Origin of the sequence: Sphingopyxis sp. TUF1 (assembly GCF_036687315.1) — a bacterium.
Lineage (GTDB): Bacteria > Pseudomonadota > Alphaproteobacteria > Sphingomonadales > Sphingomonadaceae > Sphingopyxis > Sphingopyxis kveilinensis.
The window spans coordinates 2760534-2772042 of record NZ_CP144683.1; the positions used below are offsets into that span (position 1 = coordinate 2760534).

The 11509-nt window shown below is 64.4% G+C and carries 14 protein-coding genes; 11 read left to right on the plus strand and 3 right to left on the minus strand.

Annotated features, from left to right (window positions below; translation table 11 throughout):
- The first annotated feature begins 3 nt into the window (after positions 1-3).
- The 9 genes from VSX77_RS12975 to VSX77_RS13015 all read left to right on the plus strand — a co-directional run bounded on the left by VSX77_RS12975 (position 4) and on the right by VSX77_RS13015 (position 7714).
- On the plus strand, positions 4-159 hold the full coding sequence (locus VSX77_RS12975) for a hypothetical protein (RefSeq protein ID WP_338425029.1): 156 nt from the start codon (positions 4-6) through the stop codon (positions 157-159).
- Positions 156-593 (plus strand): cytochrome c maturation protein CcmE, encoded by a 438-nt coding sequence (ccmE, locus tag VSX77_RS12980; RefSeq protein ID WP_338425030.1) that lies wholly within the window; start codon positions 156-158, stop codon positions 591-593. The genes VSX77_RS12975 and ccmE overlap by 4 nt, the downstream gene beginning before the upstream one ends.
- A 112-nt stretch (positions 594-705) precedes the next feature.
- Positions 706-2676: a heme lyase CcmF/NrfE family subunit gene (locus tag VSX77_RS12985; RefSeq protein WP_338425031.1), complete on the plus strand. Its 1971-nt coding sequence runs from the start codon at positions 706-708 to the stop codon at positions 2674-2676.
- Complete coding sequence (locus tag VSX77_RS12990) at positions 2673-3203, plus strand: DsbE family thiol:disulfide interchange protein (RefSeq protein WP_338425032.1); 531 nt, start codon at positions 2673-2675, stop codon at positions 3201-3203. Before VSX77_RS12985 ends, VSX77_RS12990 begins: the two co-directional genes overlap by 4 nt.
- On the plus strand, positions 3200-3631 hold the full coding sequence (locus VSX77_RS12995) for a cytochrome c-type biogenesis protein (RefSeq protein ID WP_338425033.1): 432 nt from the start codon (positions 3200-3202) through the stop codon (positions 3629-3631). Before VSX77_RS12990 ends, VSX77_RS12995 begins: the two co-directional genes overlap by 4 nt.
- A complete protein-coding gene (locus VSX77_RS13000) occupies positions 3628-4302 on the plus strand; it encodes a tetratricopeptide repeat protein (protein WP_338425034.1) in 675 nt (224 codons plus the stop codon). Before VSX77_RS12995 ends, VSX77_RS13000 begins: the two co-directional genes overlap by 4 nt.
- Before the next feature lie 39 nt (positions 4303-4341).
- Positions 4342-6303 (plus strand): potassium transporter Kup, encoded by a 1962-nt coding sequence (locus tag VSX77_RS13005; RefSeq protein WP_338425035.1) that lies wholly within the window; start codon positions 4342-4344, stop codon positions 6301-6303.
- A 98-nt stretch (positions 6304-6401) separates the two neighbouring features.
- Complete coding sequence (locus VSX77_RS13010; protein ID WP_338425036.1) at positions 6402-7235, plus strand: hypothetical protein; 834 nt, start codon at positions 6402-6404, stop codon at positions 7233-7235.
- A complete protein-coding gene (locus VSX77_RS13015) occupies positions 7235-7714 on the plus strand; it encodes an AHH domain-containing protein (RefSeq protein ID WP_338427271.1) in 480 nt (159 codons plus the stop codon). The genes VSX77_RS13010 and VSX77_RS13015 overlap by 1 nt, the downstream gene beginning before the upstream one ends.
- A 189-nt stretch (positions 7715-7903) precedes the next feature.
- Here the strand turns inward: VSX77_RS13015 and VSX77_RS13020 are convergent, their stop codons facing one another.
- Together VSX77_RS13020 and leuD are read right to left on the minus strand one after the other, a co-directional pair.
- On the minus strand, positions 7904-8875 hold the full coding sequence (locus VSX77_RS13020; protein ID WP_338425037.1) for an NAD(P)H-dependent flavin oxidoreductase: 972 nt from the start codon (positions 8873-8875) through the stop codon (positions 7904-7906).
- A gap of 94 nt (positions 8876-8969) precedes the next feature.
- A complete protein-coding gene (gene leuD / locus VSX77_RS13025; protein WP_338425038.1) occupies positions 8970-9572 on the minus strand; it encodes a 3-isopropylmalate dehydratase small subunit in 603 nt (200 codons plus the stop codon).
- A 191-nt stretch (positions 9573-9763) separates the two neighbouring features.
- On the opposite strand from leuD, the gene VSX77_RS13030 reads away from it, so the two are divergent.
- Both VSX77_RS13030 and VSX77_RS13035 read left to right on the plus strand, forming a co-directional pair.
- Positions 9764-10270 (plus strand): MarR family winged helix-turn-helix transcriptional regulator, encoded by a 507-nt coding sequence (locus VSX77_RS13030; RefSeq protein ID WP_338425039.1) that lies wholly within the window; start codon positions 9764-9766, stop codon positions 10268-10270.
- Positions 10271-10337: 67 nt separating this feature from the next.
- A complete protein-coding gene (locus VSX77_RS13035) occupies positions 10338-10919 on the plus strand; it encodes an NADPH-dependent FMN reductase (protein WP_338425040.1) in 582 nt (193 codons plus the stop codon).
- 120 nt (positions 10920-11039) lie between these two features.
- Here the strand turns inward: VSX77_RS13035 and VSX77_RS13040 are convergent, their stop codons facing one another.
- On the minus strand, positions 11040-11465 hold the full coding sequence (locus tag VSX77_RS13040) for a MarR family winged helix-turn-helix transcriptional regulator (RefSeq protein WP_338425041.1): 426 nt from the start codon (positions 11463-11465) through the stop codon (positions 11040-11042).
- Positions 11466-11509 lie beyond the last annotated feature (44 nt).

The following is an 11509-nucleotide window of genomic DNA, read 5'->3' on the forward strand; positions in this document are numbered from 1 at the left end:
GGCGTGACGGGGGTGATCAGCGGCGGCGGGCAATGGGCCTATGTGGTTGCAGCCTATGGCCTGACGATCGTGCTGACCGGCGCGGTGCTGTGGTCGAGCTGGCGCGCGATGGCGCGCGCCGAAAAGCGCAGCGACGCGCTGCGAAAGGATCGCAAGTGAAGGCGAAGCATCAGCGGTTGGTCCTGGCGATCGTCGCGCTGTGCGGCGTGGCGGGTGCGGGCGTGCTCGCGGCGAGCGCGCTTCGCGACGAGGCCGCCTATTTTCGCACGCCGGCCGAAATTGCGGGCGGCAAGGCCGCGGTTGGCGAAGCGATGCGGCTGGGCGGCATGGTCGCCAAGGGCAGCATCGCGCGGCAGGCCGATGGCCTCACGATCCGCTTCGTCGCAACCGACGGCAAGGCGTCGGTTCCGGTCGAATATAAGGGAATCGTCCCCGATCTGTTCGGCGAGGAGAGCGGCATGGTCGCCGACGGCCGAATGCGCGCCGACGGGACATTCGTCGCTGATCGTATTCTGGCGAAGCATGACGAGCGATATATGCCGCCGCAGATGGGCGAGATGCCCAAGGATATGAAGGCGGCGGTGAAGGGATGATGACGTCTTACCGTCGCCCCCGCGAAGGCGGGGGCCGCTATCAGCATAGTGCAAAGTTGCAGGCGGTCCCCGCCTGCGCGGGGACGACGGTTTATTCTTGGGCGGTGCTTCGATGATCGCCGAACTCGGCCTGGCCGTTCTTTGGATCGCCGCTGCGCTTGCCTGCCTGTCGCTTGTCGCGGGAACCTTGTTCCTGCGCGGCGGGCCGAAGGATCTGGCGGCGCTGGTGCGGCCTGCGAGTGTCGCGCAAGGCGTCCTTACCACTGCGGCTTTCGCTCTGCTGATCGCGCTGTTCGTGCGCTCCGACATGTCGGTCGAGCTTGTCGCGCGCAACAGCAACAGCCTGAAACCAATGATTTTCAAGGTCGCTGGGACATGGGGCAACCACGAGGGGTCAATGCTCCTGTGGCTGATGATTCTGTCGCTGTCGGGCGCACTGATCGCGCTGTTCGAAAAACGGCTGCGCGAGGATACGCTGGTCGCGACCTTGGCGGCGCAGGCAGCGCTGAGCCTCGGTTTTTTTGCCTTCCTGCTCTTTTCGTCGAACCCGTTCAAGCGGTTGCCGATCGCTCCGCCCGACGGCCAGGGGCTCAATCCACTGCTTCAGGACATCGGTCTCGCCTTCCACCCGCCGACGCTTTACGTCGGTTATGTCGGACTGTCGGTCGCATTCAGCTTTGCGGTCGGCGCGCTGATCACGCGCGAGATCGGCCCGGCCTTTGCGCGCGCGATGCGGCCGTGGGTACTCGGCAGCTGGATTTTCCTGACCCTGGGCATCACCGCAGGCAGCTATTGGGCCTATTATGAGCTCGGCTGGGGCGGCTGGTGGTTCTGGGATCCGGTCGAGAACGTGTCGCTGGTGCCGTGGCTGGCGGGCGCCGCGTTGCTCCATTCGGTCGCAGTGACAGCGACGCGCAATGCGCTGCGCGCCTGGACGGTGATGCTCGCGGTGATCGGTTTTTCGATGTCGATGGTCGGCACCTTCATCGTCCGGTCGGGGCTGCTGACGAGCGTCCACAGCTTTGCCGTCGATCCCGAGCGCGGGACCTTCCTGCTGGTGCTGATGGCGATCTATATCGGCGGGGCGCTCACCCTCTTCGCGCTGCGCGCCGGGGCGGTTGCCGAGGGCAAGAAATTCGCGCTGCTTAGCCGCGAAGGCGCACTCGTGATCAACAATCTGCTGCTGACGACGATCCTCGCACTCGTGCTGCTCGGCACGCTTTATCCGATCGTCGCCGAGGCGATGGGCGAGAAGATTTCGGTCGGACCGCCTTATTACAACCGCGTCGCCGGGCCGCTGGCGCTGATCCTCTGCCTTGTGATGGTCGCGGGGCCCCTGCTCAGCTGGCGCAAGGATGACGGCAAGCGGCTGTGGTCGCGGCTCCCACTCGCAATCTTTGCTGGGGCGGCGGTGTTGTTCGCGCTCATCCTGTTCGGCGGCACCGTGGGGATATTGCCGCTGCTCGGCATGACTGTCGCTGGCATTGTCGCGGTCGCGAGCCTTGCGCCGCTGTGGAAGCGCAACCTTCGCCGTGTGCCGTTGCCGACATGGGGGATGGTCGTTGCTCATTTCGGCGTTGCGGTATGCCTCGCGGGCATGGGCGCGGAGAGTGCTTTCATCAAGGAAAGGCTGGTCGCGGCCGCGCCCGGCGAAACGATCCGCATCGCCGATTTTTCGGTAAGGTTCGCCGGCGTAAAGCCTGTCGCGGGGCCGAACTACACGGCCATTGAGGGCACGCTGGTCGCGACGACGGCATCGGGCCGCAGCTTTACGATGAAGCCCGAGGCGCGCACTTTTCCGGGGTTGATGGGCACCGCGCCGACCGAGACCAACGAGGCGGCGCTGCTGACGCGCCCGGGCGGGCAGCTTTATGCGGTGCTGGGGCAGCCGGTGACGAACGACGACGGGCGCGCCGACCGCTATCAGATTCGCCTGTGGTGGAAACCGTTGGTGTGGTGGATATGGCTTGGCGGCGGGCTGATAGCGCTCGGCGCTGCCCTGTCGCTGCTCGGCCGTGCGCAACTGCTCGCGATATGGCGCGCGCGTCGGCACCGCAAATCACAGGAGCGTTTCGCGCCATGAAGAACCGCTGGGTCTTGTTTGTGCCGCTGGCGATCATGGGATTGCTGTTCGGCGCCTTCATCTATCGCCTGGTGACGCCCGCCGAGACGTTGATCCAGTCGCAGTGGATCGACAAGCCGATGCCTTTGTTCGACCTGCCGCCCGCGACCGCGGGCGTGCCTGGACTGAAAAGCAGCGAGCTTGCCGACGGGCGCCCGCGGCTGGTCAACGTCTTTGCGAGCTGGTGCATCCCATGCCGCGCCGAGGCGCCGCAGCTTGAAGCGCTCAAGGCCGCGGGCGTGCCGATCGACGGCATCGCGATCCGCGACCGGCCCGAAGATGTCGCGCAGTTCCTCCGCGAATATGGCAATCCCTTCGACCGCATCGGCGCCGATATGCAGAGCAGCGTCCAGATCGCGCTGGGATCGTCGGGAGTGCCCGAAACCTTTCTGATCGACGGCAAGGGCATCATCCGCGAGCAGATTCAGGGGGTCATCCTGGCCGAACAGGTGCCGGAAATCGTCGCGAAGATCGAGGCGATGAAATGAGCTTGCGCCTGGCCCTCCTTTGCCTGCTCGGCGCGCTGGTATCGCCGGTGGCCGCGCAGGACCGGCTGCCGCCAGCACCCTATGCCTATCAGCAGCTGAACGACCCGGCGAAAGAAGCGCGCGCCAAGGCGTTGATGGAGGAATTGCGCTGCCTTGTCTGTCAGGGCCAGTCGATTGCCGACAGCGACGCTCCGCTCGCAGGCGACATGCGGCACGAGGTGCGAAGCAAGATCGCGGCGGGCGAAAGCCCTGACGAGATCAAGGCGTGGCTCGTCGCACGCTATGGCAATTGGGTGACCTATGACCCGCCGTTCGACGCGGCGACCGCGCTGTTGTGGCTGGGGCCGCTGCTGTTTCTGGCGATCGGCGGCTGGCTGGCATTCGGACGGTTCCGGCGCGGCGAAGGCGATGCGGAGGACAAGGCGTGACCTGGCTATGGGTCATTCTCGCCGCTGCGCTGACGATCGGCGGCATTTTCTGGCTTGGCCGCTTGCCCTCCGCCGCGCGTCCGCTGGCGGGAGCCGCAGTGATGCTGGGATTGACGGGCTACGCCCTGCAAGGCAGCCCGGCGCTGCCGGGCAAGCCTGTCGCGGTCGCGGAGGAACCCGAGGGATTCGGTGAGGCGCTGACCGACCAGCGGCAAGGAATGGCTGACCGCTTCGGTCCGGCGGCGCAGTGGCTCGGCATGTCCGACGGTTTCGCGCGGACGGGCAAGACCGAACTGGCGGCCAAGACGCTCGAAAAGGGGTTGGAAAAATACCCCGACAATGTCGACCTGTGGGTCGGTCTTGGCAATGCGCTGGCCGCGCATGGCGGCGGCATGATGTCGCCCGCAGCCGCGCTCGCCTTCGACGAGGCGGCGCGGCGCGATTCCTCGCACCCGGCGCCGCCGTTTTTTGCGGGCCTCGCGCTGGCGCAGGGCGGCGACCTGAAGGGCGCAGAGGCGGTGTGGAGCGAATTGCTCGCACGCAGCCCCGCCGACGCGCCGTGGCGCGCGGACCTCGAAATGCGGCTCGCGCAGCTTCGGCAGGCGCTGGGGCCGCCTTCGCTGCCGCCGCCCGGACCAGTCGATGAGGGCGCCGTGAGCGTGCCGAATTGAAACCTGTTCCAAAATCGCAGGCTCGTCTAAAGGCGCGCGATGACTTCTGAGTCGAAACGGGCGGCCGAAGGCGTTGCAAGCGCCATCGAAGCTGCCGCGGAAACCGGCCCTCATGGCCCCGGGCATCATAGCGATGGCAAGCTGAAGCTGGCCGTCGGTGCGGTCGGCGTCGTGTTCGGCGACATCGGCACCAGCCCGCTTTATGCCTTTCGCGAAACCTTTGCCGGCCACCATCCGATCGAGCCTGACCGGTTGCACATCTACGGCGTGCTCAGCCTAGTTTTCTGGTCAATGATGCTGGTCGTCACCTTCAAATATGTGCTGACGATCATGAAGGCCGACAACAAGGGCGAGGGGGGGAGTCTAGCGCTGCTCGCGCTCATCAGCCGGTCGTCGGAGGGCAAGCGCTGGACCTGGCCGATCGTCCTTCTGGGCGTGTTCGCGACCGCGCTTTTCTATGGCGACAGCATGATTACCCCGGCGATGTCGGTGCTGTCGGCGACCGAAGGCCTGTCCTATGTCGACAAAGGGTTTGAGCCTTATATCGTGCCGATCGCGCTCGCGATCCTGATCGGCCTGTTCGCGATCCAGGCACGCGGAACGGCCAGGGTGGGCGCGCTGTTCGGCCCGATCATGCTGCTCTATTTTCTAATGCTCGCGGGGCTTGGCATTCTGCATATCGGCAATAACCCTTGGATCATCGTCGAAACCGTGAACCCGGTGAATGCGCTCCGATTCTTCTATATCGACGGATTCACGGCCTTCATCGCGCTCGGCGCGGTCGTGCTCGCGGTGACGGGGGCAGAGGCGCTTTACGCCGACATGGGGCATTTCGGGCGCGGTCCGATCGGGCTGTCGTGGCTTAGCTTCGTGCTGCCGGCGCTGATGCTCAATTACATGGGGCAGGGCGCGATGGTCCTCGCGGCCGAAGCCGGCCCGCGCGCCGAGCTGATTTCCGATCCCTTTTTCCAGATGATGCCGCAGTTTCTGGAGCTGCCCGTCGTCATCCTGGCGCTGCTCGCGACGATCATCGCAAGCCAGGCGGTGATTTCCGGCGCCTTTTCGCTGACGCAGCAGGCGATCCAGCTGGGTTTCATGCCGCGCCTGCGCGTCGAGCACACGAGCGCATCGGCGGCGGGGCAGATTTACATCCCCATCGTCAATTGGGGCCTGATGGTCATGGTGATCCTGCTGGTCCTCGGCTTTGGTTCGTCTAGCAATCTCGCTGCGGCCTATGGCATTGCAGTGACCGGGGCGATGTTCATCGACACCTGTTTGATGAGCGTAGTGCTCTTCACGCTCTGGAAATGGCCTGCATGGAAGGCGCTGCCAGTGCTCGCGGTCTTCTTCATCGTCGACATCGCTTACTTCGGCGCCAATTTGATAAAGGTGCCTGACGGCGGCTGGGTGCCGCTGGCGATCGGGCTTACCATCTTCACGCTGCTCACGACCTGGTCGCGCGGGCGCAAGCTGATGCAGCAGGAAATGGCCGAAGGCGCGATGCCGATCCCGGTGTTCGTCAAATCGGCGGCAAACAGCGCGACGCGCGTGCCGGGCACCGCGGTGTTCATGACGTCGACCAGCGACGGCGTGCCGCACGCGCTCCTCCATAATTTGAAGCACAACAAGGTGCTGCACCAGCGCATCATCCTGCTGACGATCAAGATCGCCGACGTACCCTTCGTGCCCGAAACCAAGCTCTGCCAGCTTGAGGATCTGGGGCAGGGCTTCCACCGGCTTGTCCTTAACTATGGCTTCATGCAGCCGATCGACGTGCCTGAAGCGCTGGGCCGCGTGACCAGCTGCGGCGGCGAGTTCAAGATGCTGGAAACCAGCTTCTTCCTGTCGCGTCAGACCCTGATCGCCGCGAAGAAACCGGGAATGCCGATCTGGCGCGAAAAACTCTTCGCGTGGATGCTGCGCAATTCGGAAAGCGCGATGGAATATTTCCGCCTGCCGACCAATCGCGTTGTCGAACTGGGCAGCCAGGTCGCGATCTGACCGACCGCATTAACATTCGGACATGCGGCGAATAAGCGTTTGAACATTTCTGCCAGTCTTGCGATGCAAGGCGCGAACCTACGAAGGCCGCGCAACCTATGGATCTCGGGGACCACGACGATCTGATCCCGCCGGTGCCGCCGGAGGCCTTCGCTCTGATAGTCAGGGTGTCGGCATCGCGCACCATCGGTGACGCAACGGAAGCATCGCTGCGCCGCATGGGCTTTCAGCCCGTCGCGGTCGAGGGGCGCGAGGGCGACGGGACGTGCATTGCGTCGCCCCGTTTTCGGTTGCGCTTCGGCGGCGCCTCGATGCTGGCGGGCCCGGCGGCCGATGTCGCGCTCGACGCCGCCGACCCCGATGACCCTGCTACCAGCCTGCTAGCCGCGAGCCTCCCCGCGGGATGGCGGGAAGCGGGAACCTGCTGGTTGTTTCTTGCTGAGCGCGACGAAGAGGACGGCGCGGGATCGGGTGGGCAGCCCGAACGGATGCGCGAGTTTTTCAAGATGATGGTGCTGCTGATCGATCTGTTCGATGCCAGCCATATCTTCTGGTCGCCCGCGCGGCTCTGGTCCGATGCGACGCAGTTTCGCGCTTCGGTCGCGGAAATGCTGGAAAGCGGGATGCCGCCGGTACTCCACCTCATAGCCTTTCGACGGTGGGAAGCCGGTGGTACAGCGAGCGTGCGGACGCGCGGGCTGGCTTTTTTTGCGGGGCAGGAGCTGGAGGCGCGTATTCCGGGCGGCTGGACGGTGGCGGACATGGTGCGGCGTCTATCGCGGCTCGCGCTCGACATGATGCTCAACGGCCCAGTTCGCTATCCACGAACAATGCGCGGCCTGGAGGCGGGCGAGTGGATCGGCCTGCTGCCGCCGACCGTCGGCACGGGGCCGCAGACGACCGTTGTCGTCGAATTCGGCCGCGACGCTTGATGCCGGGCGGCGGGTGGCAGGGGGCGCCACCGCCGCGAACAGGCTTTCAACGCCACCATTTGATTCCGATTGCCTTCACTGGCCGTCCGCAGATGGCGTCGATGTTCGACGCATTGCGCGCCGAAGGCTTTGCGCTTCGGCATTTCGACGAAAATGGCGTCATCCTGCCATCGTGCGAGCCGGCCGCACTGCAATCGGGCCATGCGCTGCACCGCGGCCCGCACCACGGATACAGCGACGTGGTTGCAGCGCGCGTCGAGCGCATCCGCGTGCATTTCGTGCAGCAATCTCCAATCGACCTCCGCGCTGCGCGTCGCACCGCGATGATGCGACTGCGGTTACTGCAGGATACGATGCGGCGCGCGCTGACCGATGGGCATGGCGCCGGATTCTGGCTCAATCGCCGCGATCCGATGCGGCTTTTTGTAGATCGCCCCTATCTGGATGACGCCATCGACCGGTTGTTCGGCGTGGGGTGATGGCGGGTTCGATTGAAACCAGCTGTCGCCGCCTCCCCCAGTTCGTTCGCATCGAGCGAAGTCGAGATGCCCATCGGGCTGGGCGTGACGTCGATGGGTGTCTCGACTTCGCTCGACACAAACGGAAAGAGGGGACGGTGCGTTTGCCACCCCATATCGGGCGTTTCTGCAAAGTCCGTTGACGCAAGCCTAAAGTCTTACTTTCGCCTCCAGCTCGCGGCGCGCTGCCAGATATTGTTCCTCCAGTTCGGCGGCATATTCGGCTACCGGGCGCACCGCGGTGACGGGGCCGATGCCCTGACCCGATCCCCAGATGTCCTTCCACGCCTTGGCCTTGGTGTTGCCGCCCGACCCGAAATTCATCGTTTTCAAATCGCCTTCGGGCAGATTGTCGGGGTCCATCCCCGCGGCGACAATCGACTGGCGGAGATAGTTGCCGTGGACGCCGGTGAAAAGGTTGGAATAGACGATGTCGGCGGCGCGACCCTCGACGATCCCGTTCTTGTAAGCCTCGTCGGCATTGGCTTCGGTGGTCGCAATGAAGGCGCTGCCAATATAGGCAAGGTCGGCGCCGCACGCCTGCGCGGCGAGGATCGAGCGGCCGTGGCCGATCGCTCCTGAGAGCGCGACCGGGCCGTCGAACCATTCGCGGATTTCCTGTACCAGAGCGAAAGGTGACTGGCGTCCCGCATGGCCGCCTGCTCCGGCAGCAACGGGAATCAACCCGTCGGCGCCCTTTTCGACCGCTTTCCGCGCGAAGCGGTCGTCGATGACGTCGTGCAGCGTGATCCCGCCCCAACTGTGCACAGCTTGGTTAAGCTCCTCGCGCGCGCCGAGCGAGGTGATCGTGATCGGCACCTTCCACTTGGCGCAGGTTGCAATGTCCTGTTCCAGTCGGTCATTCGACTTATGGACGATCTGATTGACCGCATAGGGCGCGGAGAGACGGTCGGGATTGTCGCGATCCCACGCCGCCAGCTCCTCGGTGATCCGATGCAGCCACTCGTCGAGCAACGCCTGCGGACGCGCGTTCAATGCGGGAAAGCTGCCGACGATGCCAGCCTTGCACTGCGCGATCACCAGGTCCGGACCCGAAACGATGAAAAGCGGCGAGCCGATCACGGGCAGGCGCAGGCGGTCGAAAATGGGGGGAAGGGCCATGTATCACTCTCCGGTAGCGGTTTGAAACTGACCTTAACGTAAACGGAAAGCGGTGCAAGAGGGATCGATTGAAGCGGCCGTGGAGCGCGCTGGATTAATGGGGTGAGGCGGACAGGTGCGCGGCTTCGAACCGCGCGATGGCGGCGGCGTGGCGCAGCGTGCGCTCGATGTCGTCCAGCCCCTCCATCAGGATGCGGCGATCGCCGGGGTCGATGGCGAAATCGATCGACCGCCCCGCCGCGAGCCGAATCTGCTGCGCTTCCAGATCGACCTCTACCGGGCCATATGGCGCGCTTTCGACCGCGTCCCTTATCGCGCCGCACAGCTCGTCGGCCAGGTGGATCAGCAGCAGCCCGTTCTTGCGCGCGTTGCCTGCAAAGATGTCACCGAAACTCGGCGCGATGATGCAGCGGATGCCGAAGTCGGTGAGCGCCCACACCGCATGTTCGCGCGACGATCCGCACCCGAAATTGCGCTCGGCAATCAATATGCTTGCGTCACGAAAGGGTGGCCGGTTCAGGATGAAATCCGCGCGCTCGCGGCCGTCCGCGTCATAGCGCAGCTCGCGAAATAGATGCTGGCCCAGCCCCGATCGCGTCAACGCCTTCATATAGTGCGCGGGAATGATCATGTCGGTGTCGACATTGGCCAGTGCCAGCGGCGCCGCCACCGCCTCTATCCTGGTGAATTTCTGCACACTACCTCCATTAACTTAGCATACTAAGTAAATGAGGTAGCGTGTTTTGTCTAACCTTATCCTCGACGTTGGGCCGCACCGTGGCGCCGTCCGGCAACGAAGATGGTTGCCCGGTGAATCTTCGTGTCCTAAGGTTCGGGCTCGTGCCGGGTAAAATCCAGCGAGCGGGGCAGGCGACGGGGAGCAGCAATTTGGCCAAAAACAGGCAGGCGTACCGGCATCCGGCCGAATATTACACCGACCCCGAGAACAGCATCGGCTATCTGGCGCGCGTCGTCTTTCGCTCCTTTTCGCGTTTGCTGGAACGGCGCACGTTGACGCACGAGGTTTCGGCGGGCCAGTGGCGGTTCCTGCGCCAGCTGTGGCGCGAGGACGGAATCACCCAGCGCGAACTCAGCGAGCGGGTGGGGATGCGCGAACCGACGACCGTCGTCGCGCTGAAAGGGCTGGAAAAGGCAGGGCTGATCACGCGCAAGAAGACCGCCGACGACCGGCGCAAGACCTTCATTCACCTGACGCCCCATGCGAAGAAGCTCGAACTCATCCTCGCGCCGATGAATGCCGAGATTCACGAGATCGCGACCAGTGGCATGACCGATGAAGAGGTCGAAATGCTGCAATCGCTGATGCGCCGCGTAATCGACAATCTGGCCGAGGAAACGCGCAAGCTTGCGGTGCTGTCGGAGATCAAGGCCTGATCGCTTGCCCCTTGCCCTCTCGGTCCACAATAGGTTAGTATTCTAACTATATTGTCCAGGAGGGAAAATGACCAGCATCGCCGTTATCGCCGGAAGTACGCGCGAAGGATCCTATAACCGCGCGCTCGGTGAACTCGCCGCCGCCAGCCTCGAGGCGCAGGGCGCGCGCGTGACGCGCATCGACCTCGGCACTTTCGACCTGCCGCTCTATTCGGCGGCGATCGAGGCGAACGCCTTCCCGGCGGACGCTGAGCGATTGAAGGCGTTGTTCGTTCAGCAGGACGGCCTGCTGTTCGTGTCACCCGAATATAATGGCTCGCTGTCGCCGCTGCTCAAGAATGCGATCGACTGGGCGTCGCGGCCGACGGGCGACGAGGGGCTTGTGGCGCTCACCGCCTATCGCGGCAAGGCCGCGGCGATCATGTCGGCGTCGATCAGCCCGTTCGGCGGGCTGCGCGGGTTGATGCACCTGCGCCAGATCCTCTCGACGGTGCAGATGCTCGTGATTCCCGAACAGGTGGTGGTGCCGAACGCGCACGCCGCCTTTGCCGAGGATGGCACCCTGAAGGACGCGCTTGCCGCATCGCTTGTGGAACAAACGGCGGCGCGGCTGATTGCGGTCGCGAAGGCGGTATCGGCTAGAGCGTAATCTTATCAGATCGTCATCCCGGCGGAGGCCGGGATCTCACCCTACCGGTTTACCGCACCGGCGAGATCCCGGCCTTCGCCGGGATGACAAAGGGGAGGGGGGCGGCGGAGGCTCACCGGATCAACGCTTGGGCCCGCGCTCGATATTGTCGCCCCAATCCGCCTCAAGCGCGTCGAACAGCGCATCGAACCGGTCCTGGCCGATCCGCGCCGCAATCTGCGCCGTCAGCGCATCCATCGCGCGCTGCGCATCTTTGCGCATCCGCGCGCCGGTTTCGGTAAGCGAGACGATCATGTGCCGCCGGTCATTGGGATCGACGTCGAGCCGGACGATACCAAGCTTGACCATCTGGTTGATCGTGCTGTGGATCGCCTGCCGCGACACGCCCAGATTGCGGGCGATGTCCGACGGGCGGACGATGCCGCTGACGATGTTGGTCATCACCATCGATTGCGGCCGGTTGACGTCAGGCCAGCCGCGCTCGTGCAGCCGCGCCTGCAATCCTTCGTCGAGCCAGCAGAATCGCTGGAAAAGTGCGATAATCAATTGGTTGTTGCGCATAGAATGTGGATTGCGACCCCATAGCCGGC